Origin of the sequence: Streptomyces sp. NPDC002773 (assembly GCF_040295605.1) — a bacterium.
Taxonomy (GTDB): domain Bacteria; phylum Actinomycetota; class Actinomycetes; order Streptomycetales; family Streptomycetaceae; genus Streptomyces.
Genome location: NZ_JBEOVO010000007.1, coordinates 266,122 through 292,573, shown reverse-complemented (window position 1 = coordinate 292,573; position 26,452 = coordinate 266,122). Strand labels below are relative to the sequence as shown.

The following is a 26,452-nucleotide window of genomic DNA, read 5'->3' as shown; positions in this document are numbered from 1 at the left end:
TTCTTCGCCCTCACCGCCACCACCACCGTCCCCACCCAGCAGGGTCCGTCCAAGGAGACCGTCCGATGAGCTCGATCACCCTCGCCGTACGCGACTCGACCACGATGCTGCGGCGCAACCTCCTGCACGCCCGCCGCTATCCGTCCATGACGCTCAACCTGCTGCTCTCCCCGATCATGCTGCTACTGCTCTTCGTCTACATCTTCGGAGACGTCATGAGCGCGGGCATCGGTGGTGGCGGCGCCGACCGTTCCGACTACATCGCCTACATCGTCCCGGGCCTGCTCCTGATGACCATCGGCAGCACGGTGATCGGAGCCGCGATCGCCGTCTCCATGGACATGACCGAGGGCCTCGTCGCCCGCTTCCGTACGATGGCGATCCACCGCGGATCGCTGCTCATCGGGCACGTCGTCGGCAGCGTGCTCCAGGTGCTCGCCAGTCTGGTCCTCGTCGGTGCCGTCGCCGTGGCCATCGGTTTCCGGTCCACCGACGCCACGGCCCTGGAGTGGCTGGCGGCGTTCGGACTGCTCACGCTGTTCGCCCTGGCGCTCACCTGGATCGCGGTCGGGATGGGCATGGCCAGCCCGAACCCGGAGGCGGCCAGCAACATGGCCATGCCGCTGATCCTCCTGCCGCTCGTCTCCAGCGCCTTCATCCCGGCGGACACGATGCCGGGCTGGTTCCAGCCCATCGCCGAGTACCAGCCCTTCACCCCCGCCATCGAGACCCTCCGCGGCCTCCTCCTCGGCACCGAGATCGGCCACAACGGGTGGCTCGCCGTGGCGTGGTGCCTCGCTCTCATCGCCCTCGGCTACTTCTGGTCCAAGGCCCTCTTCAACCGCGACCCGAAGTAGCAACCCGCCCCGGCGGTCGTCGCTCTCAGTCCGTGCGCTTCGTCTCCTGGAGATGGAGCGCACGGAGCGCTGCTTCCAGAGCGAAGCGGTGCTCCGGGTCGAGCAGCCGGTCGCCGAAGTGGGCGTCCAGGTTCCGCAGGCGGTAGCGGACCGTCTGGGCGTGCACCCCCAGCATCTCGCCGACCTGTTCGGCGGGTGCGCGCGTGGAGACGTGGACGCGCAGGGTCTCGATCAGCCGCTCGCGCCGGGTGCCCGACAGGCCGTCGAGCGGCGCCAGTTCACGCTGGGCGAGATGGGCGGTGAGCGCCGGGTCGGACAGCAGCCATAACGTGGTCAGGTGGTCCTCGCAGTGCACGACGGGGGCGTCCGCGACGACGCCGTCGTCGATGAGTTCGAGGACCCGCCGTGCCCAGCGGATGGAGTGGGCGGCCTGCCCCGGCGGCACGGTCAGTCCGACGACGGCGGGGGTGCCGGCCAAGGCGGAGCGGAGCATCGCGAGCCGCTCGGTGGTGAGGGGGCCGGGGATGAGCAGATGCGGCTGGGGGAGGCCGAGGTCGGCGAGGACGTCCCGGTCGAGGCCCGCCTGGACGAGTTCGGCGACCGGCGGGCGCAGGGCGACCAGGGTGCACTCGGCGGGGAGCTGCCAGGAGGCCTCCTGGCACAGCTCGGCGATGGTCGCCCGGGGCAGCGGCGGGCCGGCGACGACGAGGTGGAGCAGTTGTCTTCGGAGCGCCGCCACGTCGGACATCCCGCGCGCCTGGACCATGACGTAACCCTCGCGGGAGAGGGACTCCAGCTCCTCGACGTAGGCGAAGAGGGCGTCCGCGAAGGCCAGGATGAGGGTGGGGGAGAGGTTGTACGTGCGTCCGATGCTCTTGGCCCGGCGCAGCGCGATGCGCGCGCCGAGGCGGTACGCGCCCTGGAGGGTGTCGAGGTCGCGGCCCTCGTAGGCCTCCACCCGGCCGAACTTGCGCAGGAGTTCGTCCCGGAGGGCGGAGTTCGCCCCGGGGGCGGCGACTCGTTCCACGAAGGCCGCCAGGGCCTGCTCCACGCCCTGGCGGATCGCGTCCGAGTGCGGCCCGTTGAAGAGGTGGGCGTACACGGGGTAGGCCCGCTGGACCTCGACGCCGATCTCCTTGATGAGGCCGGGGATCTCCGGCCTCATCAGGTCGGCGAACTCCCGGGGGAGCGGATCGAGCGGTTCACCGGTGGTCGGTGAGTGTGCGATTGCGGGCATGGGCCGATCCCTTGCTCTCCTGCGCGACCGGTGGGGGGAGCGACGGTCTGCGGCGCCCGACCCGGTGGGGTGGGCGCCGCAGGGGCCGTCAGGCGCGCACCGACGTGGACTGCTGAAGCTAGGACACCTGCTGTGTGCTGTACACAACTTGCGCAAGAGTTGGCGTCCCCGGAGGGTGTACGCCCCCGACTAGGCCGGGAATCGCCCCTGACTGGCCGTTACTTGACGGCGGAGTGCCAGTTCTGGGACAGGACCTTTCCGGCGTCCGGGGCGACGACGCCGGGGGCGTAGAGGCCGGTCAGGTACGTCTGGGAGTTGTCGAGGGTGAGGCGGTTCTTCCCGGCGGCGGACGGCAGCCCCGTCTTGAGGTTGACCGCTCCGTCGATCAGGCCGAGCAGGCCCAGGCCGCAGCCGCTGGCGCCGGGGACGGCGAAGGTGGTGTCGACCTGGGTGGAGCCGAGGATGTTGAGGCGGCTCATGTCGCCTTCCTCGTTGGGGGAGCCGTCGCCGTTGAAGCGCTCCACGGCGAAGGAGGGGGAGGTGGCGTTGCTCGGACGGAGCATGATCGGCTTGGCCTTCGTCCCGATGTAGCAGTTGTTGCCGAGGAACGGGTTCTGCAGGTGGATGCGGACCGGGATGTTGACGATCGGCATGTCGGTGAGGACGCCCGCGATCTGGTCGAAGTCCGAGGGGGTGCCGACCGACTCCACGGTGGCGGTGATCTTGTTGAGCCTGGCGTCGGAGAGCTGCTTGCAGATGTCGGTGATGAACGGGATGTCGCTCGGGCACATCAGGCCGAGCAGACCCCCGGGCACGGTGGCCGAGTCGGCGATGATCGCGCCGGCGGCGGGGGCGACGACCGTGCTGGTGCCGTCGGCGTTCTGGATGACACCGATCTGGAGGTCGGTCCTGCCGGTGACCACGGTCGTGTTGCCGAGCTTGATGGAGCCGCTGGCGGACGAGGAGGAGACGCACTGCGGCGCCTTGTCGAGGCCGTCGGCGGCGAGCATCGCGGGGGCGTCGACGGGGCAGCGGGTGAACGGCGCCCAGCTGCCGTCCAGTTCCGGGGCGGCCGCGGTCGCCGTGCCCATGGAGACGAAGGCGCCGAGCGCGGTCAGGGCGGAGAGGGTGGCGAGGCGGGTGCGGGGGGAGACGACGGGCATGGCGATGCCTTCCGTTGAGGGGAGTGGACGGGACGGGAGAGCGCGGGGAAGGAAGGGCGGGCATGGCGCACCGGGCCGGGTGCGCCGGTTCAGCGCTCCGGCTCGGGGACCACGTACGGCTGGCGGTCCTCGGTGCACTGGCCCTCGGTGGGCACCTCGACGCCCACCGCGCACGTCTGGCCCTGGATCTGCTTGAGGTGGTTGCCGGGGCCGGAGATGGAGGCGGTGAGGAGCCGGTCGAGGTTCTCGCCGCCGGCGCCGCAGCCCTGGAAGGCGGGAATGGTCACCTCACCGGTGAGCGGGCCGCCACTGGTGAGGACGTAGCCGGTGGCGTCGGTGCCGTTGAGGAGCTGCCCCTTGCCCAGGAGCACCAGATGGTCTCCGGGGTACTTGACGGGGTTCGGTTCCGGCGAGCTGAGAGGCTTCGCCGTACGGCAGGAGGGGCCGACGTCCAGCCGGGTGCCGTTGACGCGGACGTCGAGGACGCGCAGGACGAGGGGGGCGCGGATCCAGGTCTCCGCGATGTTGTCGGGGAAGACGAGGAGGATGTCCGACTCGACGGTCATGGGTCCCGCCTGCTCCAGGACCATGGTCGCCGTGGCCGGCATGAAGTCGAAGGTCAGGAAGGTGGCCTTGAAGGGCGGGGACTGCTTGCGCCCCTCGTACGAGAGCTCGGCGTCCGACTTCTGGAGGAGGTGCAGGCTGCCGTCCGGCCGGAAGTCGATCTCCGGTATGCCCTGTTCGATGAGGACGCAGGACACCGGGACGAGCGTGGCGCCATTCAGCTTCCGCACGTTGGCGTAGCCCGTGATGTACGCGGTGAGGGACGTGGAGGTCGGCGCGTCCTTGCGGCAGGGCGGTGCGGTACGCGGGCCGGCGGAGGCGCTGGGCGTCGTCTCCGGGACCGCCCCCGGGCCGCCGTCCTCCGCGCTTCCGGCCTCCGGGGCGGCGGGGGGCTCACCGGTCCCGCCGGTCGTCGCGCCCGCCGCCGGGGAAGTCGGCCGCGGGGACGAGGACGGAGGGAAGCCGGAGGGGGACGAGGGCGACGAGGGCAACGAGGGAGAGGCCGAGGAGGGGGCGGTCGACGGCGTGGAGGGAGTGCCCGGCGTTCCGGTGGAGGGTCCGGCGCCGACCGGGACCCTCGCGAGCACCCTGGCGCCGTCCGTGCCCTGACCGGGGACGCAGGTGACGGAGAGGGAGGCGGGGGTGGTGGGCGTGCCGTCGGCCGCGCTCAGGGCGAGGTCGACGCCGATGCCGCCGGCGGTGAGGGTCAGTTCGCCGGTGCTGCCCGTCGTCAGGCCGGGGACGTCGCCGGTCGTCGTGAGGGTGAGGGGTCCTTCGGCGGGTACGGCGAGGGACTGCGCCGTCCCGCGCCATGTGACGTCCGTACGCTGCCCGTTCTGGTCCGCGCCGACCGTGAGCAGCGTCTCCGCCCGTACGGTGGCGGCTTCCGGCGCGCCGAGGTCGGCCACGGCCGGGGCCGGGAGTTCCACCGTCGTGCTGACCTCGGTGGGCCGGACCTCCTCGCCGACGGCCACCCGGTCGGGCACGGTGGCCTTGATCCGTACCGTCGCGGGCTGCTGTCCCGAGGGCAGGGCGCAGAGGTAGGGCAGTTCGGCGTCGACCTCGTGGGAGCCGAGGGCGACCGCGGCGGCGGGCAGGAGGGGGGCGAGTGCCACGAGTGCGGCGATCGCCGCGCCGCGCGCGTGGGCGCGGGAGGGCCGCAGGGCGGCTCGCTGGCCTCTCATCTGGTGCTCCGCTCGGGTCGTGCGCGTGCGTGCGCGGGGTGGAGGCGGTCGGGGGTACGGACAGGCCCGCGTCCGCCCGGCCGGGGTCGCCGGCCGGACGGACGCGGGTTCCCGGGTGCTACGGGTTGGTGCCGACGATCGTCGGGATGGTGACCGTGCCCGACTTCTTCACGAGGTACGTGCCCTTGAAGGTCGGCTTGGCGCCGACCGGGACGGCGGAGCCGCAGTTGGTCGAGGAGACGACCGTGAGCTCGCCGGCGACGCTGTTGACGGCGAGCGCGCCCGTCGAGTTGGTGTAGGTGCCGGACGCCTTGCCCGTCACGCGGAAGACACAGGCGCCGACGGTCACCTTGGCGTCGACGTTGCCGACGTAGCCCTTGGTGACGCCGGTCGCGGCGGTGTAGTCCTGGGCCACCACGGTCCAGGGGGTGGTCGCGACGGTGGTCACGTTGCCCAGGACGCTGGTGCAGGGGGCGCCGGTGGCGCCGAAGGCGATGGCGCTGATGGAGGCGACGGTCGCCGGGTTGCCGGTGGCGCTCTGCATGGTGCCCGAGGCGTTCGACTTCGTACACGTCATGGCGATGCCGTTGACGCTCAGTACGACGTTCCCGCTGTTCGTCGCGGTGAAGTTGGACGGCGACGGGTTGACCGTCCAGACCGTCGAGGGCACCGCCGAGGCGGGAGCCGCGGCGAGGGCGAACGCGGCGGTGGCGGCACCGGCGACGACGGCGAGGTTTCTCATGGGCTTCTTCATGGCTGTGGGGATCTCCTTGGGGATTGACCGGCAGAGGGTGGCCGCGGTGGGGGGCGAGCGGCCGGCGGCCCGGCATTTCTCGGCCGCGAAACCTGACGTTACTTGCGGGAAACTTAGCTGAACAATGGCGCAGCCCATGATTCTTTGAAGAGGCCGAATTGCCTGTCAGGCGGGTGAGCGGTGGCGGGAATCCCCTTGGTTCCGGGGTGCGCAAAGTCGACAATTATGATCGATCAGGAGCGCCTTGCGAGGGGCCGGTATTCGACTCTCTCCAGCGGCTGGTTTTGTGCTCGCTGCTCTCCCTGGTGACAAGCAGAGAAGTGGAACTGTCTCCCGGCTGACAAGTGTTCCGCTGTTCCGCCCCGTCTCGGGAAAACTCGTAATCCGGTATTGCCGAGGAAGGTTACTCGGCCGTAGCGTTCCGGGAGCGGCGACCAGTCGCAGGTCGGCGCAGCTCTGCAGGCCCGACCTGTCTCGGCGGAGACAAAAGACGACCACTGTCTTGTCTCCGCGGTGACACATGCGGGAGCGGATCAAGGATTTTGCCGCCAGGCTATTGTCCGGGTGATCCGCACCGACTTACCGTGCGCCCGCGACGCATGCCGACGCACGCTTGCTGGAGGTGGGATGGGAATCGAAGTAGTCGTTGAGGGTCTGACCATGTCCTTTGGCAAGCAGAACATCTGGCAGGACGTGACGCTGACATTGCCGGCCGGAGAGGTGAGCGTGATGCTCGGCCCTTCCGGCACCGGAAAGACGGTCTTCCTGAAATCACTCATCGGACTGCTCAAGCCCCAGCAGGGCCGTGTCCTCATCAACGGCGTCGACATGGTCAGCAGTCCGGAACGCGACATCTACGAGACCCGGAAACTCTTCGGCCTCATGTTCCAGGACGGCGCCCTCTTCGGCTCCATGACCCTCTTCGACAACATCGCCTTCCCGCTGCGCGAGCACACCCGCAAGCGGGAGTCCGAGATCCGGCGCATCGTCATGGAGCGGATCGACCTCGTCGGCCTGCTCGGCGCGGAGGGGAAACTGCCGGGCGAGATCAGCGGCGGCATGCGCAAACGCGCCGGCCTGGCCCGCGCACTCGTACTCGACCCGCAGATCGTCCTCTGCGACGAACCGGACTCCGGGCTCGACCCCGTCCGCACCGCCTACCTCTCCCAGCTGCTCATCGACCTCAACGCCCGGATCGACGCGACGATGCTGATCGTCACCCACAACCTCGACATCGCGGCCACCGTCCCCGACAACATGGGGATGTTCTTCCGGCGCAACCTGGTCACCTTCGGCCCGCGCGAGGTCCTCCTCACCAGCGACGAACCGGTCGTCACCCAGTTCCTCGCCGGCCGCCGCGAAGGCCCCATCGGCATGTCCGAGGAGAAGGACGCCGCTCTGCTCGCCGCCGAGGCGGTCAACCCCACCGGCCACCGGCCGGGCGGGCCCCCCGGCATCGTCCCGCAGCTGGAACCGTCGCCCGGCCTGCCCCCGCGCGCGGCCGTCGCGCGCCGGCGGGAACGGGTCCTCGGCATGCTCGACCAACTGCCGCCCGCCGCCCGCGCGGCCATCCGCGACACCTACGCACGGAGCGCCGCGGCGCCCACCCTGAGCATGCCGGTCCCCGGGAGCGGCTCGTGATCACCCTGACAGGACCGGCCCCGGGGAGCGGCTCGTGATCACCGGCGCGCTGCGGCAGACCGGCCGTCTCTTCGCCCTCACCGCCGAGGTGAGCCGGGCCGTCTTCCGAAGGCCCTTCCAGTTCCGGGAGTTCCTGGAGCAGTTCTGGTTCATCGCCAGCGTCACCATCCTGCCGGCCGCGCTCGTCTCCATCCCGTTCGGCGCCGTGATCGCCCTCCAGGTCGGCTCCCTCACCCAGCAGTTGGGCGCCCAGTCCTTCACCGGCGGTGCCAGCGTCCTCGCCGTCATCCAGCAGGCGAGCCCGCTCATCGTCGCCCTCCTGATCGCCGGCGCCGGCGGCTCCGCCATCTGCGCCGACCTCGGCTCCCGCAAGATCCGGGAGGAGCTCGACGCGATGGAGGTCATGGGCGTCTCGCCCGTACAGCGTCTGGTCGTCCCGCGCGTCCTCGCCACCATGGCGGTCGCGGTCCTCCTCAACGGGATGGTCTCCGTCGTCGGCACACTCGGCGGCTACTTCTTCAACATCATCCTCCAGGGCGGCACCCCCGGCGCCTACCTCTCCAGCTTCTCCGCCCTCGCCCAGCTGCCCGACCTCTACATCAGCGAACTCAAGGCGCTCATCTTCGGGTTCATCGCGGGCATCGTCGCCGCCTACCGGGGGCTCAACCCCCGCGGCGGCCCCAAGGGAGTCGGGGACGCCGTCAACCAGTCCGTCGTCATCACCTTCATGCTGCTGTTCTTCGTGAACATGGTGATGACCGGCATCTACCTCCAGATCGTCCCGCCGAAGGGAGGCTGAGACCGATGGCCTCCCCGTTCGTCTGGCTCGACCGGTCCGGCGACCAGCTCCTGTTCTACGTCAGGGCCCTGCTCTGGATACCCCGGACGCTGCGCCGCTACCTCAAGGAGGTGCAACGGCTGCTCGCCGAGGTCGCCTTCGGCTCCGGCGGCCTCGGCGTCATCGGCGGCACCATCGGCGTCATGATCGCGATGACGCTGTTCACCGGGACCGTCGTCGGCCTCCAGGGGTACGCGGCACTCGAACAGATCGGCACCGCTGCCTTCACCGGATTCGTCTCCGCCTACTTCAACACCCGGGAGATCGCCCCGCTCGTCGCCGGACTCGCCCTCTCCGCGACCGTCGGCGCCGGCTTCACCGCCCAGCTCGGCGCCATGCGCATCAACGAGGAGGTCGACGCCCTCGAAGGCATGGGCATCCGCTCCATGCCGTACCTGGTCACCACCCGCATCATCGCGGGCGTCGTCGCCATCGTCCCGCTCTACGCGATCGGCCTGCTCTCCTCCTACCTGGCCTCCCGCTACGTGACGGTCCTCTTCAACGGCCAGTCCCAGGGGACGTACGACCACTACTTCAACCTCTTCCTGTCACCGACGGACGTCCTCCTGTCGGTGCTGAAAGTGCTGATCTTCAGCGTGATGGTGATCATCGCCCACTGCTACTACGGCTTCCGGGCCTCCGGCGGCCCCGCGGGCGTCGGCATCGCCGTCGGCCGTTCCGTACGCAACGCCATCGTGCTGATCAGCGTCACCGACTTCTTCCTGTCGCTTGCCCTCTGGGGCGCGACCACGACCGTGAAGGTGGCGGGGTGAGATGAGCGACCCAACGGCCGAGACCCTGCGCCGCCGGTCCGCCGGCGTCGTGTTCCTCCTTGTGCCCGCCCTGCTCGCCTGGCTGGCGGTCGCCGTCTACGACAAGCGCTTCACCGACTCCGACCCGGTCGTCGTCGAGACCGGCAGCATCGGCAACGAGATGCACCTCGGAGCCGAGGTGAAACTGCGCGGGGTCGTCATCGGCGAGGTCCGCGCCATCGACGCCACCGACGGCGGAGCCCGGCTCACCCTCGCCATGCGGCCCGGCACCCTGCGCCACGTCCCCTCCGACGTCCGCGCGCAGATGCTGCCCACGACGCTCTTCGGCGAACGGTTCGTCGCCCTCGTCCCGCCCGGCAACGCCTCGGCGCGGCCCCTCGGCCCCGGCGCCGTCATCCCCGAGGACCGGTCGAGCAACGCCGTCGAACTCCAGCAGGTCCTCGACAACGTCCTGCCGATGCTCACCGCCGTCCAGCCGCAGAAGCTGTCGGCGACCCTGTCGGCCGTCTCCCAGGCCCTCGAAGGACGCGGCGACAAGCTCGGCGAGACCCTCGCCCGGCTCGACGCCCACCTGCGGAAGTTCAACCCCCAACTGCCCACCCTCAACCGCGACCTGAAAGAACTCGTGAAGGTCAGCCACCTCTACGCCGACGCCGCCCCGGACATCGTCACGGCGCTCACCGACTTCACCACCACCAGCGGCACCCTCGCCGAGAAGGAGGGCGAGCTGGCCGGCACCCTCGGCGTCACCACCCGCACGGCCGAGGACCTGACCGCCTTCCTGCGGCAGAACAAGGACAACATCATCCGGCTCAGCGCCGCCGGCAGGCCCACCCTGGAACTGCTCGCCGCGTACTCCCCGTCCTTCCCCTGCACCCTGCGCACCCTGGCCCAGTTCGTCCCCGCCATGGACAAGGCACTCGGCAAGGGCACCGACCGGCCAGGACTGCACGTGAACGTGACCACCGTGCCCGCGCGCGGTGCTTACGTCCCCGGCCGCGACACCCCCTCCTACGGCTCCGGCGGCGGCCCGCGCTGCTACCCGGTGCCCTACCCCGGCGTCCCGGCCGCACCCGCCGCCCGGGCGTCCGCCGCCGCCGACCAGCACCTCGGACCCGCCAACTCCCCCCAGGAGAACGACCTCGTCAACGAACTCCTCGCCCCCGCCGCGAAGAAGCTGCCCGGCGACCTGCCGGACTGGAGCAGCCTCCTCGCGGGACCCGCGTTCCGCGGCGCGGAGGTGACCCTCCGATGACGACCCGACCCACCCACACGCGACGACGCGGCCTGACCGGGACCCTGCTCAAGTCCTTCGCGTTCGTCCTGGTCACCGCCCTCGCCACCACCGTGCTCGGCTTCAGCATCGCCAACACCGGCGTCGGCTCCGCCACCCGCACCTACAAGGCCCTCTTCACCGACGTCACCGGGCTCGTCAACGGCGACTCCGTGCGCATCGCCGGAGTGAAGGTGGGCGAGGTGACCGACGTACGCGTCGTCGAACGGCGCACCGCGCAGGTCACCTTCACCGTCCGCGAGGACCGCTCCCTGCCCCGGTCGGCCACCGCCGCCGTCAAGTACCTCAACATGGTCGGGCAGCGCTACGTCTCCCTCGGCCGGGGCAGCGGCGACCTCACCGGCACCCTGGGCGCCGGGGAGACCATCCCGCTCGACCGCACCACCCCCGCCCTCGACCTGACCCTGCTCTTCAACGGGTTCAAGCCGCTCTTCGAAGGCCTCTCGCCCGGCGACGTCAACGATCTCGCCGGCTCGCTCGTCCAGGTCCTCCAGGGCGAGAGCGGAACGGTCGACAGCCTCATGCGGCACATCGGCTCCCTCACGAAGACCGTGGCCGCCAAGGACGAGGTCATCGGCCAGGTCGTCACCCACCTCAACACCGTCCTCACCACCCTCAACAACCGCGAGGCCGCGTTCGGCGACCTCGTCGTCACCCTCCAGAAACTCGTCACCGGCTTCAACACCGACCGCAAGCCCCTCGGCGAGGCCGTCAAGGCCATCGGTGACCTCACCACGACGACCGCCGGGCTCTTCCAGGAAGGCCGCGCCCCCCTCAAGAAGGACATCCGCGAACTGGGCCGGCTCTCCGGGACCCTCGGCGACCACACCCCCGCCATCGAGAGGTTCCTCGCCAACACCCCCGCCAAGATGACGGCCCTCGCCCGGCTCTCCTCGTACGGCTCGTGGTTCAACCTCTACCTCTGCGAGGCGCGCGTGAGCGGCGTGGAAAACTCCGACGGCTCCAAGCCGCCGACCGGCATCGCCGTGACCGAACCGAGGTGCCGAGGATGAGCGCCCGCCCCGGCTCCCGCCCCCGGATCAAGCCGGTCAAGGAACGCAACCCCGTCGCCGTCGCCGTCGTCGGACTCATGGTCCTCGCCCTCCTCGCCGCCCTCGCGTACAACGTGGAACGGCTCCCCCTCGTCGGCGGCGACACCGCCTACAGCGCCGACTTCACCGAGGCCGCCGGGCTCGACGCCGGCGACGAGGTACGCATCGCCGGGGTCAAGGTCGGCAAGGTCACCGACGTCACCCTCGACGGACCCAAGGTCAAGGTGACGTTCGAGGTCGGCGACGCCTGGATCGGAGACCGGTCGACCGCCGCCATCGCCATCAAGACCCTCCTCGGCGAGAAGTACCTCGCGCTCGACCCGCTGGGCTCCGCCCCGCAGGACCCCGGAGCCCGCATCCCGCAGTCCCGCACCACCTCCCCGTACGACGTGACGCAGGCCTTCCAGGACCTCAGCGGCACCGTCGACGCCCTCGACACCGGGAAACTCGCGGAGAGCTTCCGGACGATCTCCGACACCTTCAAGAACTCGCCGCCGCACGTGCGCAACGCCGCCACCGGCCTCTCCGAACTGTCCAAATCCGTCTCCAAACGCGACACCGAACTCGCCAGACTCCTGCGGAACAGCGACAAGTTCACCAAGACCCTGGAGAACAAGAAGTCCAGCTTCGAGACGCTCATCGAGGACGGCGGCTCCCTGCTCGGCGAGCTGAAGAAGCGCCGCGACGCCATCCGCGCCCTGCTCAAGGGCAGCCGCGACCTCGGCACCCAGCTCAGCGGCCTCGTCGGCGACAACGACCGGCAGCTCGGCCCCACCCTGAAGGCCCTCAGCCGGGTCACCGGCGTCCTGGAGAAGAACAGCGGCCAACTCGACAAGACGCTCGCGCTCATCGGCCCGTACTACCGGCTCGTCGGCAACACCCTCGGCACCGGCCGCTGGTTCGACAGCTACCTGTGCGGCGTCGTACCCCGTACCTATCTGCCCGAGGCCTCGCAGCCCAAGACCGGATGCCAGCCGCCGAAACAGAAGGCGACGGCCAAGGGGAGCGGTGAATGAAGACCAGGACCAGAAAACCCCTCGTCGCCGGCCTCGCCCTCGCGGTGCTCGCCGCCTGCGGCCTCGTCGCCGTACGCGTCCTCGACACCGGAGGCATCCGCGTCACCGCCTACTTCGACCGCGCGGTCGGCATCTACGCCGGATCCGACCTGCGCGTCCTCGGGGTCAGGATCGGAGAGGTCGAGTCCGTGGAGCCGCAGGGCACCCGCGTACGCGTCGGACTCCGCCTCGACGAGGGCGTACGCGTCCCCGCCGACGCGCGGGCCCTCGTCGTCGCCCCGAGCATCGTCGCCGACCGGTACGTGCAGCTCAGCCCCGCCTACACCACAGGACCCGCCCTCGCCGACGGCGCCCAGCTGCCCGCCTCCCGCAACCGCACCCCCGTCGAGATCGACCAGCTCTACGCCTCCATCACCGACCTGAGCCGCGCACTCGGCCCCGAAGGCGCCAACGCGACCGGAGCCCTCTCCGAACTCCTCGACACCGGCGCGAAGAACCTCAAGGGCAACGGCACGGCCATCGGCACCTCCATCGCGGAGTTCGGCAAGGCCGCCAAGACCCTCGACGGCAGCAGCGACCACCTGTTCGCGACCCTCACCCAGCTCCAGACCTTCACCACCATGCTCAAGAACAAGGACGGCGACGTCCGCACCGCGCAGGAACGCCTCGACGAGGTCGTCGGCTACTTCGCCGAGAACAGGGACGACCTCGCCGGCGCGCTCAAGGAACTCGGCAAGGCCCTCGCCCAGGTCAAGACGTTCATCAAGGACAACCGCGGCGAACTGAAGAAGAACATCGACCGGCTCGTGCCCCTCACCCAGAGCCTCGTCGACCAGCGCGCCTCCCTCGCCGAAGCGCTCGACGTCGCCCCGCTCGCCGCGGGCAACCTCGTCGACGCGTACGACAAGGACAGCCGCACCATCCACGGCCGCGCCAACCTCAACGAGATCAGCATGGGCGGACCGCTCCTCCCGCTGCCGGTGACCGGAGGCTCCGCGGCGGGCACCGGAAAGGAGGAGCGGTGAGACGCGGAACCCTGCCCTCGGGGAAGGCCGTCGGCGCGGGCGCCACCGGACTGGTCGCGCTCGGCCTCGGCCTCGCCGTCGTCCTCGGCGCCCTCCCCGCCGTCCCCGTCCGGTTCGACGGCATCGAGGACCTGCCGCTGCCCGGCGGCGCCGACCTCGGCGCCAACCCCTACACGGTCACCGCCGAACTCGACGACGTCCTCAGCCTCGTGCCGCAGTCCGCGGTCAAGGTCAACGACGTCGCCGTCGGCCGCGTCACCGCCATCGAGCTCGGCACCGGCACCTGGTCCGCCCGCGTCACCCTGGAGATCAACGGCGACGTCCGGCTGCCCGCCGACGCCGGCGCCCGCCTGGAACAGTCGAGCCTCCTCGGCGAGAAGTACATCCAGCTCGTCGCCCCACGGAAGGACAGCGGCACCCGGCTCACCGAAGGCAGCGTCATCCCCCTGGCCCGCACCAGCCGCAACACCGAGGTCGAGGAGGTGTTCGGCGCGCTGTCCCTGCTGCTCAACGGCGGCGGCGTCAACCAGCTCAAGACCATCACCCGGGAACTCAACTCGGCGCTCGGCGGACGCGAGCCCGAGGTCCGCTCCATGCTGAAGCGCGTCAACACGCTCGTGGCGAACCTGGACGCCCACCGCGGCGACATCACCCGCGCCCTCGACGGCGTCAACCGGCTCGCCGCCACCCTCGCCGGCCGCAAGAAGGACGTCGACACCGTCCTCACCGGCCTCTCGCCCGGCCTGAAGACGTTGGAGAACCAGCGAGGCTCCCTCCTGACCATGCTGCGCGCCCTGGACACCCTGTCCGGTGTCGCCGTCAGCACCATCGACGCCAGCAAGAAGGACATGGTCGCCGACCTCAAGGCCCTCGCGCCGACCCTGACGGCACTCGCGGACGCCGGCGCCGACCTCCCCGCATCGCTCCAGGTCCTCCTCACGTATCCCTTCACCGACGAGGTGATGCGGGGCATCAAGGGCGACTACCTCAACACCTATCTGCACCTCGCCGCCGCCCCGGGGACCCAGGTGATCCCGCCCCTGATCCCCAAGGCCGAACCGACGCCCACCCCTTCCGCCACGACCCCGACCCCGGACCCGGCCGCCCGTGAGCGCGCGGGGACGAGCGGCGCCGCCCGGAGCCCGGACACGGCCCTGCCGCTGCCACCCGTCCCGACGGCCACCCGGCCGGCGCCCGCCCTCACACCGAAGGACGGAGGCGAGAACCGGTGATCACCCGCACCGTACGGCTGAAGAACCTCGCGTTCCTCGTCATCGCCGTGCTCGTCCTCGGCTTCGTCGGCGTCCGCTACGCCGACCTCGGCCGCTACGCAGGCGTCGCCGACCACTACACCGTCCGGGTCCAACTCGCCCGAACCGGCGGCCTGTTCACCCACTCCGACGTCACCTACCGGGGCGTCTCCGTGGGACGCGTCGGAGACATCGACCTCACCGCCGACGGGGTCGTGGCCGAACTGCGCATCAAGAAGTCCGCCCCCCGCATCCCCGCCGACGCGCGGGCCGTCGTCGCCGGACTCTCCGCCGTCGGCGAGCAGTACATCGACCTGCGCCCCGAGAGCGACGGCGGCCCCTACCTCGCCGACGGCTCCCGCATCGAACAGTCCGACACCCAGGTACCGGCACCCGTCACCGACGTGCTCGCCGGCATGAACGACCTCGCGGGCTCCGTACCCCTGGAGTCCCTGCGCACGGTCGTCGACGAACTCGGCAAGGCCTTCGAGGGACACGGTGACGACCTCCAGGTCCTCCTCGACCACGGCAGCGGCTTCGTCGAGGCGGCCGACAGGTCGCTGCCCGCCACCACCCGGCTCATCCGCGACGGAGAGGTCGTCCTGCGCACCCAGGCCGAAGAGAGCCGCGCCATCCGGGACTTCGCCACCGGCGCGCGCGACCTCGCCGCCACCCTCAAGGGCTCCGACGCCGACCTGCGCCGGCTCCTAGCCGTCACCCCCGACGCCGCCGGACAGGTCAGCGGCCTCCTGCGCGACCTCGACCCCAGCCTGAGCGTCGTCCTCGCCAACCTCCTCACCACGTCGGAGCTCGCCGTCACCCGGCAGCGCGGCACCGAGGAACTCCTCGTGAAACTCCCCGCGGCCGTCTCCGCGGGAGCCACCGCCGTCGACGGAGGACGCGTGAACATCGGCCTCGCCGTCACCTTCTTCAAGCCGCTGCCCTGCACCTCCGGATACGGCGGTACGCGCTACCGCAACGGACTCGACCTCGGGACCGCGCCCGCCCTCAACACCGGAGCAGCCTGTACGGGCTCCGCCGCGGCCGGCGTCAACGTACGCGGCTCGGCCCACGCCCCGAAGGGCGGCCCCCTGCCCGCACCCGCCAAGCCCGGCTCCCTGCCCTCGGGCGGCGCGCGCCCCGCGACCGGACCGCAGGTGGCACTGCCCGGCGCGCTCGCGCTGCCGTCCCCGCCCGGCGGGCCGACGGACATGGCCGGACTGCTCGGCCTGAACCCCGGGAGCGCACGGTGAGGCGGGCGAGGATCCTCGGCACCGCCGCCCTCGTCGTCGCCCTCGGTTTCTGCGGCACCGGCGCGTGGACCTACGCGCAGGCCCGCACCGACCAGGAGCTCGCCTTCAGCCGTGAACGGGACACCGCGCTCGCCGAGGGCCGGCAGGGCCTCACCGTCCTGCACACCCTCGACGCCTCGACCCGCGAGCGCGCCGAAGCGGGCATCCGGGCCTGGCGCGACGCGTCCACCGGACCGCTCCGCACCGAACTCGGGCGCACCGAACCCGCGGTGGGCGCCTCGGCGCGCGCCACGGTCACCGAGGCCGCGCTCACCGCGCTCGACGCGAGAGCCGGTACGGCGAAACTCATCGCGACCGTCCGCGTCGACGTCACCCCGCGCGGGACCGGCACGGCGACCACCGACCGCAAGCGCCTGGAAGCCGTCCTGACGCGCACCGGCGAGAACACCTGGAGGGTCGCGGCCCTGAGCGCGGTCCCCGTAGCGGGAGCCGAGAAGACCGAGAGCGAGGGCGGGGGCGAGTGACGCGACTGCTGCGCAAGGCGACCGACCGGGCACCCGAACCGGACGAGGCGGGCCCGGCCGAGCCCCCGGCCGGAACGGCCCGGGACGCGGTCCGGCTCACGGAGGACGCGCGGGAGACCACGGCCAAGGACAAGGGCGGGGCGAGTCCCGCCGCCGGCGACCGGGCAGAGCCCGCGCGCGGCGGCGGGGCAGAGGCCGCCGACGGCGAAGGGCCGGGGCCCGCCGACGATGACGGGCCAGGTCTCGCCGACGGTGATGGGTCGGGGCCCGCCGACGGTGATGGGTCGGGGCCCGCCGACGGTGATGGGTCGGGGCCCGCCGACGGTGAAGGGTCGGGGCCCACCGACGGTGACGGGTCGGGACCCGCCGACGGCGAAGGGTCGGGGCCCGCCGACGGCGACGGGCCAGGGCTCGCCGACGACGGGACGGAGTCCCCGCCTCGCGGCGGAGGCCGTTCGCTCGTCCGCTGGCGCAGGGGCGTCCTCGCCGCTGCCGTCGTCGCGCTGCTCGTCGGCGGGGGCGGGTTCTTCCACGGGGCCCACCAGCTCCGGACCACCCCCACCGCGCGCAACCAGGCCCTCACCGACACCGCCGCCACCACCCGCGTCAGCGGCGACGTCGCCGAAGGGCTCGCCCGGATCTTCTCGTACGCCCCCGCCGGCGCCGACGCCGCCGAACGCTCCGCCCGCACGGTGCTCGCCGGGCGCGCCGCCCGCCAGTACGACGACCTCTTCGCCCAGGTCCGCGCGAGTCTCGTCGAGCAGCGGATCACGCTCACCACCCAGGCCGTCCGCACCGGAGTGATCGAGCTCGACGGGGACAGCGCGCGCCTCCTCGTCTTCCTCGACCAGACCTCGCGGCGGGACAGGGCCGCCGCCACCTCCGCCGCCGCCCAGCTCACCGTCACCGCGAAGTTCGAGGGCGACCGGTGGCTGATCGTCGACATCAAGGCCCGCTGACCATGAGCGGGAGACGGGAGCACCCCATGACACGCCTGGTCCGCACCCCGGTCCGCACCCCGGCGGGCATCCGGCCGGCCCTGGCCGTGGCCCTCGTACTCACCCTCGTCGCGGGCGCCTTCGCGGCCTGGGCCGGCCGGGACTGGTACGCCGCGGCGCACGACGACTCCGCCGCGTACGCCGTGCAGCGTGACCGGGCGCTCGCGGCGGGGGAGCAGGCCGTGCAGAACCTCAACACGCTCGACCACCGGCGCGTGGAGCAGGGGCTCGACCTCTGGGAATCCTCCACGACCGGTGACCTGCACAAGCAACTCACCGAGGGCCGCGAGGAGTTCACCAGTCAGGTGCGGACCGCGAAGACGGTGACCACGGCCCGCGTGCTGTCCGGCGCCGTCACCGAACTCGACGACCGGGCGGGCCGCGCCCGGGTGCTCGTCGCCCTGCGCATCACGGTCACGACGCCCGACAGCAAGAGCACGGACAAGGACAGCCGCATGCTCGGCGAACTCACCCGCGCCGACGGCCACTGGAAGCTCAGTGCGCTGGGGCAGGCCCCCGTGGGCGGCACGGCGGCCGGCTGACCGGGCCGTACCCGCGACAGCCGCCCGCACCCGAAAGGACACGCACGATGCCGACCACCCGCCACCACCTCAACCGCCAGCGCCGCCGCCAGGCCCTCGCGGGCCCGCCGGCCGAGCCCGCCGCCGTAGGGACCAGGCAGCGACCGGCGGCGACGCCCGTACGGGAGACGGCCGCGGCGCCGAAGCGGGAAGCCGCCGCCGGGGAGCCGGCACGGCAGCCGCGCCACCTCGTCCCGCTCGTGGTCCTGTGCGTCCTGACGCTCCTCCTCGGCGGCTTCGCGGGGTGGGCGTACGGCAGGGCGGGGGAGCTCCGTGACGATCCCGCGCGCGGCAACACGGCCCTCACCGACCTCGCCCGTACCAGTGAGATCAAGGGGCAGACCGCGGCGGCCGTCGCCGCGCTCTTCTCCTACGACCACGCCGACACGGCACCCTTCGAGCAGGCGGGGAAGACCCTCCTCACGGGCAAGGCCGTCGCCCAGCACCGGACGCTGCTCGGCGGGGTGCTCGCGCAGGCCGCCCAGCAGAAGACGGTGATCACCACGACGGTCACCGAGAGCGCGGTCGAGCGGATCGACGGCGACCGCGCCCGGGTCCTGGTCTACGCCGACCAGAGCAGCGTCAGCACGGCCGGCGCCGGCGGCAAGCAGAAGACGAAGGCCCAGGCCCAGGACCAGGGGGTCTACGCGGGCGCCATGTTCGCCGTGGACGTCGTGCACCGCGACGGGCGCTGGATCGTCGAGAACCTCGACACCTTCGGCCGCTGAACCCGCTGAACCCGCTGAACCCGCTGAGCCCGCCGGGCCCCCTCCGGCAGCCTTACGAAGCCTGCTGCCTGCGCACCATCTCGTTGATCCACACCGGCGCGAACGGAGACGTGCAGCCCGGGGACGTCGGATAGTCCTTGAGCACCTCGAGGCGCTCGCCGATGTCCAGGGCGCGGGCGCGGTGCTCGGCGTGCTCGATCCCGATCTGCGCCAGGCAGTGGTTCATCGCCCACTGGAGGCGGTCCGGGGCGTCCTTCATCTCCGCCTCGACCACGTCGAGCAGCCCCGCGAGGTCCAGGCCCTCGGGCTTCTTCGCCACGCGCTCCGTGGTCAGCGCCCAGCCGGCGCTCGCGACCACCGGATCCGGGTCCGCGGACCAGGCCAGGCGGAGCTCCTCGGCGTGCGGGCTCTTCTTCACCACGTAGTTCACGAGCCAGTCGTGGACCTTGGGCGTGCGGGCCTCGCGCACCATGGCGTCCAGCTCGTCACGGCCGAAGGCCTTGGGACGGCAGACCAGGAGCGCGAGGAGCCGGGCCGCGGTGTCGCCCGTCTCCCAGAGCCGGTGCGCGAGGTCCTGCTGCGTCTTCAGCCGTTTCGCGAGCGCCCGCAGCTTGCCGAGGTTCACCCCGTGGTCGTCACCGTGCCGCTCGTTCACCTCGCGGGCCTTCGGGTCCTCCAGCGCGGCCAGCTCGGCCATCACCTCGGCCACCGTCGGCACTGCCACCGTCGATCCCGCCGCCGTCGCCTCGGCCACCCAGGCCTCCTCCTCCGTCGCGTACGGGCTTCAGCCTACGGCTGCCGTCAGCCGCCGAGCCCTGGGACCCAGTGGTTGTGCACCTGAAGGACACGCGGTTGGCCCGGTGTCTCCGGCCAGCCGAGTTCGGTCGCGACCGGCATCATGCGTTCGGCGAACGCCTCCATCTTCTGCTGGGACTCCCAGACGTCGAGGATCTCCAGACCGTCGTCCGTCACGGCGCACGCGTGGGACACACAGCCGTCGAAGATGTCGGGCGTCTCCTGGAGTCTGGCGTTGAGGGCGTCGTACTGCTCGGTGGTGATACCCGAGAGGACGGCGTGGACGAAGATCGCCATGGCGGACTCCTCCTGATGAGGTGGGGCATCCCCCTACCCGCCAGCACATCACGCCCGGCCGGGGACGGCATCCGAGGAGCCCGTCCCCGGCCGGGCTGCGGATCAGCGCCGTCCCAGGACCTCGGAGACCCGGGTGAAGCCCTCCGCGCCGTGGCCGAGGCCCACCGTGCGGCGGGCCAGGCCCTCGGCGGCCCGCATCACGCTCGCGTCGATGCCGTGTGCCTCGGACGCGTGCACGATGTGCGCCATCGTCGAGACCGCCGAGGTGAGCGGATTCCCCTCGCCGGAGTACGCGCCGCTCTCGATGTCCTCGGCCAGCTCCTCGAACAGCGGCGGCAGGATCGCGCCGATGCCCTGGGCGAAGGGCGCCAGCTCACGGGGGGTGATCCCCTCGGCGCGCGCCACCGCGACGGCGTGCGCGTAGCCTGCCATCGAGGTCCAGAAGATGTCGAGCAGCGCGATGTCGTACGCCGCCGCCCGGCTGATCTCCTCCCCGAGGTGGGTGTGGGTGCCGCCGAGGGCGTCCAGCACCGGGCGGTGCTCGGCGTAGAGGGCCTCGGGGCCGCTGTGGAGGAACACGGCGTCGGGCTTCCCGATGGTCGGGGTCGGGGTCATGATGGCGCCGTCGAGGTAGCCGATGCCGTGCTCGCCGGCCCAGCGCCCGGTGTCCCTGGCCCGCTCGGGGGTGTCGGCGCTCAGGTTCACGACCGTCCGCCCCTTCAGCGCACGCGTCACGGCGTCCTGCCGCAGGACGGAGTCGGTGGCGTCGTAGTTGACCAGGCAGACCACGGTCAGCGGGCTCGCCGCGACCGCCTCCTCGGCGCTCACGGCCGGGACTGCACCGCCGGCGACGAGTTCCCCGTCCCGGCCGGGCGTGCGGTTCCACACGGTGGTGCGTACCCCCGCCTCCACGAACGCGGTGGCCAGCGCCCGGCCCATGGGACCGAGACCGAGAACCGTGACAGCACGCTGCCCGGACGAGGGCAGGGGGGAAGAAGACATGGGTGAACTCCCTTGTAGACATACGAGAGAAGGAAACGCCGGAGGAGAAGGAGAAGGACGCGGATGAATCGCGCCCGGGCCCAGGACACCAACGTCTGCGGAGTGAGTGCCGCGATCGTGGTCATCGAGGGCAAATGGAAGACGGCGTTGCTGTGGCTGCTTGAGACCGGCCCGCACCGCCCCGGTGAAATGCGCCGGAAGCTCCCCGAGATCAGCGAGAGGGTGCTGACCCAGGCGCTGCGCGAGATGGAGGACGACGGCCTCGTGCACCGCGAGGTGTACGACGTCGTGCCCCCGAAGACCGTCTACTCGCTGACCGGCTTCGGACTCGAACTCTGCGAGGCCCTCGCCCCGTTGGGCGCCTGGGGATACCGGCGCCTGGACCGGCTCACGGCCGTGTCCACCGCTTCCTGAGGCCCCGTCCTGCTTCCTGCTCCCTTCCTCCGGGCCGCTCTCAGCTTCGCCCGGGGGGCGCACCCCCGTCGAGTACGCACAAAAAAGTGGGTATGCGGGGGTGCGCCGGGGGAGTGGTCAGTCGCTCCGCTCGCCGAAGGCGTGCAGGATGCGCTCGGCGGCCAGGGTCGCCGTCAGCTCCCCGGCGCGGACCCGCCGCTCCAGGGCGGGCGCGAGGTCCCGTACCGCCGGGTCCGTGTGGAGGCGGCGCAGGAGTTCGTCGCGGACCATGACCCAGGTCCAGTCGACCTGCTGGTCCTGGCGCTTGGCCGTGAGACGGCCGGTGGAGTCGAGCAGGGCGCGGTGCTGCTCGAGCCGCCCCCAGACCTCGTCGAGGCCGGCCGACTCCCGGGCGCTGCAGCTGAGGACCGGCGGCGTCCAGAAGGAGTCGGCGCCGTGCATCAGCCGCAGGGCGCCCGCGAGTTCACGGGCCGCGGCGCGGGCGTCGCGCTCGTGCGGGCCGTCGGCCTTGTTGACCGCGACGACGTCGGCGAGTTCGAGGACGCCCTTCTTGATGCCCTGGAGCTGGTCGCCGGTGCGGGCCAGGGTGAGCAGCAGGAAGGAGTCGACCATGTCGGCGACGGCGGTCTCGGACTGCCCGACGCCCACCGTCTCGACGAGTACCACGTCGTAGCCGGCGGCCTCCATGACGACGATCGACTCCCGGGTCGCCTTCGCGACGCCGCCGAGCGTGCCGGCGGTGGGGGAGGGGCGCACGAAGGCGGCGGGGTCGACGGCGAGGCGTTCCATCCGGGTCTTGTCACCGAGGATGGAGCCGCCCGTACGGTTCGACGAGGGGTCGACGGCGAGGACCGCGACCCGGTGGCCGAGCCCCGTCAGCATCGTCCCGAACGCGTCGATGAACGTCGACTTGCCGACACCGGGCACACCGCTGATCCCGATCCGCACGGCGTTCCCGCTGTGCGGAAGGAGTTCCGTCAGGAGCTCCTGGGCGAGTGCCCGGTGCTGCGGGCGGGTCGACTCGACGAGGGTGATCGCGCGGGCGACGAGCGCCCGCTTCCCCTCGCGTACACCCCGTACGTACGTGTCGAGATCGATCACCGCTCGTGCCCGAGGTCGGCGGACAGGCGCGTCACCAGGTCGTGGGCCGCGTCGGGGATCACCGTGCCCGGCGGGAACACGGCCGCCGCGCCCATCTCCAGGAGCGTCGCCACGTCCTGCGGAGGAATCACCCCGCCGACCACGATCATGATGTCCTCGCGGCCCTCGGCGGCCAGTTCCTCGCGGAGCGCCGGGACGAGGGTGAGGTGCCCGGCGGCGAGCGACGAGACCCCGACGATGTGCACGTCCGCCTCGACGGCCTGGCGGGCCACCTCGGCCGGGGTCTGGAACAGCGGGCCGACGTCGACGTCGAAGCCCAGGTCGGCGAAGGCGGTGGCGATGACCTTCTGGCCGCGGTCGTGGCCGTCCTGGCCCATCTTGGCGACCAGGATGCGCGGCCGGCGCCCCTCGGCCTCACCGAAGGCGTCGACCAGGGCCCGGGTGCGGTCCACGGAGGGGGACTCGCCGGCTTCGTTGCGGTACACACCGGAGATCGTACGGATCTGCCCCGCGTGCCGGCCGTACACCTTCTCCAGGGCGTCGGAGATCTCGCCGACCGTCGCCATCGCGCGGGCGGCGTTCACGGCGAGCTCCAGGAGGTTGCCGTCACCACCGGCGGCCCGGGTGAGCGCGTCGAGCGCGTCCTGGCAGGCCTGCCCGTCGCGCTCCTCGCGCAGCCGCTTCAGCTTGGCGATCTGCTGGGCGCGCACGGAGGAGTTGTCGACCTTGAGGACGTCGATCTGCTCGTCGGTCGCCACCCGGTACTTGTTGACACCGATCACCGGCTGCCGTCCGGAGTCGATCCGGGCCTGGGTACGGGCCGCCGCCTCCTCCACCCGCAGCTTGGGGATGCCGGCGTCGATCGCCTTCGCCATGCCGCCGGCCTGCTCGACCTCCTGGATGTGCTTCCAGGCGCGGCGCGCGAGGTCGTGGGTGAGGCGCTCCACGTACGCGCTGCCGCCCCACGGGTCGATGGTCCGGCAGGTGCCCGACTCCTGCTGGATGAGCAGCTGGGTGTTGCGGGCGATCCGGGCCGAGAAGTCGGTGGGCAGGGCGAGCGCCTCGTCGAGGGCGTTGGTGTGCAGCGACTGCGTGTGTCCCTGGGTGGCGGCCATCGCCTCGACGCAGGTGCGGGTGACGTTGTTGAACACGTCCTGCGCGGTGAGCGACCAGCCGGAGGTCTGCGAATGGGTCCGCAGGGAGAGGGACTTGGCGTTCTGCGGGTCGAACTGCTTGACCAGCTTGGCCCAGAGCAGCCGGGCGGCGCGCAGTTTCGCGATCTCCATGAAGAAGTTCATGCCGATCGCCCAGAAGAACGACAGGCGCGGCGCGAACGCGTCGACGTCGAGCCCGGCCTCCCGGCCCGCGCGGATGTACTCCACCCCGTCGGCGAGGGTGTACGCCAGCTCCAGATCGGCCGTCGCACCCGCCTCCTGGATGTGGTAGCCGGAGATGGAGATGGAGTTGTAGCGCGGCATCCGCTGCGAGGTGTAGGCGAAGATGTCGGAGATGATCCGCATCGACGGCCCCGGCGGATAGATGTACGTGTTGCGGACCATGAACTCCTTGAGGATGTCGTTCTGGATGGTCCCGGCCAGCTTCTCGGGCGGTACGCCCTGCTCCTCGGCCGCCACGATGTACAGCGCGAGCACCGGGAGCACGGCGCCGTTCATCGTCATCGACACCGACATCCGGTCCAGCGGGATGCCGTCGAACAACTGCCGCATGTCGTAGATCGAGTCGATGGCCACGCCGGCCATGCCGACGTCACCGGTGACGCGCGGGTGGTCGCTGTCGTAGCCGCGGTGGGTCGGCAGGTCGAAGGCGACCGACAGACCCTTCTGCCCCGCGGCCAGGTTGCGCCGGTAGAAGGCGTTCGACTCCTCGGCGGTGGAGAAGCCCGCGTACTGCCGGATCGTCCACGGCTGGTTGACGTACATCGTCGGGTACGGGCCGCGCAGGTACGGGGCGACGCCGGGGTACGTGCCCAGGAAGTCCAGGCCCTCCAGGTCCTGCCCGGTGTAGAGCGGCTTGACGCCGATGCCCTCCGGGGTCTCCCAGAGCGGTTCGTCCCCGCCCGTCGCCTTCTTGACCGCCGTACGCCAGGCGTCGGGGTCGCCGTCGGCGGTCGGCGTCCCGAGCTCGATCCCGGAGAAGTCGGGGATGGACATCAGGAGACTCCCATGCGGTCGAGGGTGGTGGAGAGCAGGGTCACGGCGTCGCAGCCGGCGAAGGCGTACGTGTCGACACCGGCGTACGACCCGGGGCGGCCGGCGAGGAACACATGCCGCGCGCCCGCAGCCCGCAGGTCCCGGGCGGTGTCCTCGGCCCGCTCCTCGTACACCGTGTCACTGGAGCACAGGCACACCTCCTGGGCGCCGCTCTCCTCGAACCCGCCGCCGGTGACCGGCTCGATGCCGCCCGTCCGGAACAGGTTGTCGGCGAAGGCGAGACGCGCCGAGTGCGCGGCCGCGGGGCCGAGCGCCGCCAGATAGACACGGGGTCGCGCGCCGGTCGCCGCCAGGTGGGCGTCGGAGCGGGCGCGGAGCGCCTCGAAGGCCTCGTCGCGCCGGACCCGGGGGAGACCGCCGGTCGGCGGCTCGGGCGCCGGGGCGCGGTCGACGGGCTTCTCGTCGAGGTGCGGGAACTCGCTGACGCCGGTGATCGGTTCGCGGCGGGTGGCGAGCTTCGCGCTGCGCGCCGACCAGGTCTCGGCGAGGCGTTCGCCGACGGTCCCGGACCGCAGCGCGGCCTGCTGGCCGCCCGCCCGCTCGATGCCCTGGAAGAACTCCCAGGCCGCGTGCGCCAGTTCGTCGGTCAGCCGCTCCACGTACCAGGAGCCGCCCGCAGGGTCGATCACCCGGGAGAGGTGCGACTCCTCGATGAGGACGGTGGAGGTGTTGCGGGCGATCCGGCGGGCGAACGCGTCCGGCAGACCGAGCGCCTCGTCGAAGGGCAGCACGGTGACGCTGTCGGCGCCGCCCACCCCGGCGGCGAGCGTCGCCACCGTGGTGCGCAGCATGTTCACCCACGGGTCGCGGCGCGTCATCATCACCGGCGAGGTCACCGCGTGCTGCCGCTGCGCGCCCGCGTCGCGGGCGCCGCAGACCTCGGCCACCCGGGCCCACAGCCGGCGGGCCGCGCGAAGCTTCGCGATCGTCAGGAACTGGTCGGCGGTCGCCGCGTACCGGAACTCCAGCTGCGCGCACGCCTCGGCGGTGCTCAGCCCGGCCTCGGTCAGACCGCGCAGATAGGCCACGCCCGTCGCGAGCGAACAGCCCAGCTCCTGCGCCGCCGAGCCACCGGCCTCGTGGTACGGCAGCGCGTCGACGGTCAGGGCGCGCAGGCCCGGGTACCGGTCGGCGCAGCGCCGCGCGAGACCGGCGACGGACGCGAGGTCGTACGCCGGGCGGCCGGTGCGGGCCTCGTGGCCCAGGGGGTCCGCGCCCAGGTTGCCCAGGGCCGCGTCGGCGGCGACGCCCCGCTCCTCGTACAGCCGGAGGAGCCGCTCGGCGGCCGGCTGCGTCTCGTCGCCCGCGTCGAGGACGACGGGCGCGAGGTCGAGGTAGACGCCGTCGAGGACCTTGTCCAGGGAGGCGACCGGGATGCCGGTGCCGCCGACGCCGAGCCACAGGGACGTGACGCCGTTCTCCAGGTCGGAGAGGACGGCGTCGCCGTCGGCCGAGAGGTGGCGCTGGCGTACGTCCCAGCCGCCGGAGGTGTTGCCCTCGGCGCGGCCGCCGCGCACGAAGGGTGCGAAGCCGGGGAGTCCGGCGTCGGGGGCGGTATCGCGCGCCGTGTACAGGGGCCGGGTGTCGAGGCCGTCCTCCAGGAGCGTGGACAGGGCGTCCTCGGCGGCGTCGCCGGTGACCTCCTTGCCGGACTTGCGCAGGACACCTGCCACGAGGTGTTGCCACTGCTCGTGTGGCGCGTCGGGGAATTCGGACGCCAGGGGGAGCCCGTCGTCAGGCAGGACCGTCATGCTCGGATGCTAGGGGAGATCGTCAAAGGAGCAGGAGGGCGTACGACTGTGACCTTCTTCTCGTCGACCTGCGGCGTTCCGTGTGGTGGGGGGTCTTCCACGGCGTTGTCAGTGGTGGCTGGGACGCTG

General features: G+C 71.8%; 24 protein-coding genes and 1 pseudogene. 15 read left to right on the top strand and 10 right to left on the bottom strand.

What is annotated here, in order from left to right:
* Window positions 1-65: 65 nt before the first annotated feature.
* Window positions 66-857 (top strand): ABC transporter permease, encoded by a 792-nt coding sequence (locus ABT034_RS12810; RefSeq protein ID WP_351214238.1) that lies wholly within the window; start codon window positions 66-68, stop codon window positions 855-857.
* Window positions 858-882: 25 nt separating this feature from the next.
* Here the strand turns inward: ABT034_RS12810 and ABT034_RS12805 are convergent, their stop codons facing one another.
* The 4 genes from ABT034_RS12805 to ABT034_RS12790 form a co-directional block, all read right to left on the bottom strand.
* Window positions 883-2,094 (bottom strand): PucR family transcriptional regulator, encoded by a 1,212-nt coding sequence (locus ABT034_RS12805; protein WP_351214236.1) that lies wholly within the window; start codon window positions 2,092-2,094, stop codon window positions 883-885.
* Window positions 2,095-2,312: 218 nt separating this feature from the next.
* Entirely contained in the window at window positions 2,313-3,257 is a 945-nt protein-coding gene (locus ABT034_RS12800; RefSeq protein ID WP_351214234.1) for a hypothetical protein, read from the bottom strand.
* Between the two features lie 89 nt (window positions 3,258-3,346).
* On the bottom strand, window positions 3,347-5,005 hold the full coding sequence (locus ABT034_RS12795) for a DUF6801 domain-containing protein (RefSeq protein ID WP_351214232.1): 1,659 nt from the start codon (window positions 5,003-5,005) through the stop codon (window positions 3,347-3,349).
* Window positions 5,006-5,123: 118 nt separating this feature from the next.
* Window positions 5,124-5,759 carry a PraA/PraB family alkane oxidation protein activator gene (locus ABT034_RS12790; RefSeq protein WP_351214230.1) on the bottom strand — a complete coding sequence of 212 codons (636 nt, stop codon included), beginning with the start codon at window positions 5,757-5,759 and terminating at the stop codon, window positions 5,124-5,126.
* Between the two features lie 627 nt (window positions 5,760-6,386).
* Here ABT034_RS12790 and ABT034_RS12785 point away from each other — a divergent pair.
* From ABT034_RS12785 to ABT034_RS12725, 13 genes and pseudogenes are all read left to right on the top strand, one after another.
* Entirely contained in the window at window positions 6,387-7,400 is a 1,014-nt protein-coding gene (locus ABT034_RS12785) for an ABC transporter ATP-binding protein (RefSeq protein ID WP_351214228.1), read from the top strand.
* A 34-nt stretch (window positions 7,401-7,434) separates the two neighbouring features.
* A complete protein-coding gene (locus ABT034_RS12780; RefSeq protein ID WP_351214226.1) occupies window positions 7,435-8,199 on the top strand; it encodes an MlaE family ABC transporter permease in 765 nt (254 codons plus the stop codon).
* A 5-nt stretch (window positions 8,200-8,204) separates the two neighbouring features.
* On the top strand, window positions 8,205-9,011 hold the full coding sequence (locus ABT034_RS12775; protein ID WP_189801008.1) for an MlaE family ABC transporter permease: 807 nt from the start codon (window positions 8,205-8,207) through the stop codon (window positions 9,009-9,011).
* A gap of 1 nt (window position 9,012) precedes the next feature.
* Window positions 9,013-10,266, top strand: coding sequence for an MCE family protein (locus ABT034_RS12770; RefSeq protein ID WP_351214224.1), 1,254 nt, complete (start codon window positions 9,013-9,015; stop codon window positions 10,264-10,266).
* Entirely contained in the window at window positions 10,263-11,318 is a 1,056-nt protein-coding gene (locus tag ABT034_RS12765; RefSeq protein ID WP_351214222.1) for an MCE family protein, read from the top strand. Before ABT034_RS12770 ends, ABT034_RS12765 begins: the two co-directional genes overlap by 4 nt.
* A complete protein-coding gene (locus ABT034_RS12760; RefSeq protein ID WP_351214220.1) occupies window positions 11,315-12,373 on the top strand; it encodes an MCE family protein in 1,059 nt (352 codons plus the stop codon). Before ABT034_RS12765 ends, ABT034_RS12760 begins: the two co-directional genes overlap by 4 nt.
* Window positions 12,370-13,398, top strand: a complete 1,029-nt coding sequence (locus tag ABT034_RS12755; RefSeq protein ID WP_351214218.1) for an MCE family protein — start codon at window positions 12,370-12,372, stop codon at window positions 13,396-13,398. Before ABT034_RS12760 ends, ABT034_RS12755 begins: the two co-directional genes overlap by 4 nt.
* Window positions 13,395-14,630, top strand: a complete 1,236-nt coding sequence (locus ABT034_RS12750; protein WP_351214216.1) for an MCE family protein — start codon at window positions 13,395-13,397, stop codon at window positions 14,628-14,630. The genes ABT034_RS12755 and ABT034_RS12750 overlap by 4 nt, the downstream gene beginning before the upstream one ends.
* Window positions 14,627-15,901 (top strand): MCE family protein, encoded by a 1,275-nt coding sequence (locus ABT034_RS12745; RefSeq protein ID WP_351214214.1) that lies wholly within the window; start codon window positions 14,627-14,629, stop codon window positions 15,899-15,901. Before ABT034_RS12750 ends, ABT034_RS12745 begins: the two co-directional genes overlap by 4 nt.
* Entirely contained in the window at window positions 15,898-16,425 is a 528-nt protein-coding gene (locus ABT034_RS12740; RefSeq protein ID WP_351214212.1) for a hypothetical protein, read from the top strand. Before ABT034_RS12745 ends, ABT034_RS12740 begins: the two co-directional genes overlap by 4 nt.
* A 317-nt stretch (window positions 16,426-16,742) precedes the next feature.
* A pseudogene (locus ABT034_RS12735) lies at window positions 16,743-17,384 on the top strand (hypothetical protein); the annotation flags it as partial.
* A gap of 26 nt (window positions 17,385-17,410) precedes the next feature.
* Window positions 17,411-17,965, top strand: coding sequence for an Rv1363c family protein (locus ABT034_RS12730; protein ID WP_351214210.1), 555 nt, complete (start codon window positions 17,411-17,413; stop codon window positions 17,963-17,965).
* Window positions 17,966-18,012: 47 nt separating this feature from the next.
* Window positions 18,013-18,732 carry a hypothetical protein gene (locus tag ABT034_RS12725; RefSeq protein WP_351214208.1) on the top strand — a complete coding sequence of 240 codons (720 nt, stop codon included), beginning with the start codon at window positions 18,013-18,015 and terminating at the stop codon, window positions 18,730-18,732.
* A gap of 52 nt (window positions 18,733-18,784) precedes the next feature.
* Here ABT034_RS12725 and ABT034_RS12720 read toward each other — a convergent pair whose 3' ends face one another.
* The 3 genes from ABT034_RS12720 to ABT034_RS12710 form a co-directional block, all read right to left on the bottom strand.
* Window positions 18,785-19,429, bottom strand: a complete 645-nt coding sequence (locus ABT034_RS12720; RefSeq protein WP_351214266.1) for a DNA alkylation repair protein — start codon at window positions 19,427-19,429, stop codon at window positions 18,785-18,787.
* Between the two features lie 104 nt (window positions 19,430-19,533).
* Complete coding sequence (locus ABT034_RS12715; RefSeq protein WP_351214206.1) at window positions 19,534-19,824, bottom strand: hypothetical protein; 291 nt, start codon at window positions 19,822-19,824, stop codon at window positions 19,534-19,536.
* 102 nt (window positions 19,825-19,926) lie between these two features.
* Window positions 19,927-20,826 carry an NAD(P)-dependent oxidoreductase gene (locus ABT034_RS12710; protein WP_351214204.1) on the bottom strand — a complete coding sequence of 300 codons (900 nt, stop codon included), beginning with the start codon at window positions 20,824-20,826 and terminating at the stop codon, window positions 19,927-19,929.
* A 63-nt stretch (window positions 20,827-20,889) separates the two neighbouring features.
* On the opposite strand from ABT034_RS12710, the gene ABT034_RS12705 reads away from it, so the two are divergent.
* Window positions 20,890-21,240 (top strand): winged helix-turn-helix transcriptional regulator, encoded by a 351-nt coding sequence (locus ABT034_RS12705; RefSeq protein WP_351214202.1) that lies wholly within the window; start codon window positions 20,890-20,892, stop codon window positions 21,238-21,240.
* Between the two features lie 117 nt (window positions 21,241-21,357).
* On the opposite strand, the gene meaB is transcribed toward ABT034_RS12705, so the two are convergent.
* From meaB to ABT034_RS12690, 3 genes are read right to left on the bottom strand one after another with little or no spacing between them, the layout of a single operon-like run.
* A complete protein-coding gene (meaB, locus tag ABT034_RS12700; protein WP_351214200.1) occupies window positions 21,358-22,341 on the bottom strand; it encodes a methylmalonyl Co-A mutase-associated GTPase MeaB in 984 nt (327 codons plus the stop codon).
* A complete protein-coding gene (gene scpA, locus ABT034_RS12695) occupies window positions 22,338-24,512 on the bottom strand; it encodes a methylmalonyl-CoA mutase (RefSeq protein ID WP_351214199.1) in 2,175 nt (724 codons plus the stop codon). The genes meaB and scpA overlap by 4 nt, the downstream gene beginning before the upstream one ends.
* A complete protein-coding gene (locus tag ABT034_RS12690) occupies window positions 24,512-26,323 on the bottom strand; it encodes a methylmalonyl-CoA mutase family protein (RefSeq protein WP_351214197.1) in 1,812 nt (603 codons plus the stop codon). The genes scpA and ABT034_RS12690 overlap by 1 nt, the downstream gene beginning before the upstream one ends.
* Window positions 26,324-26,452 lie beyond the last annotated feature (129 nt).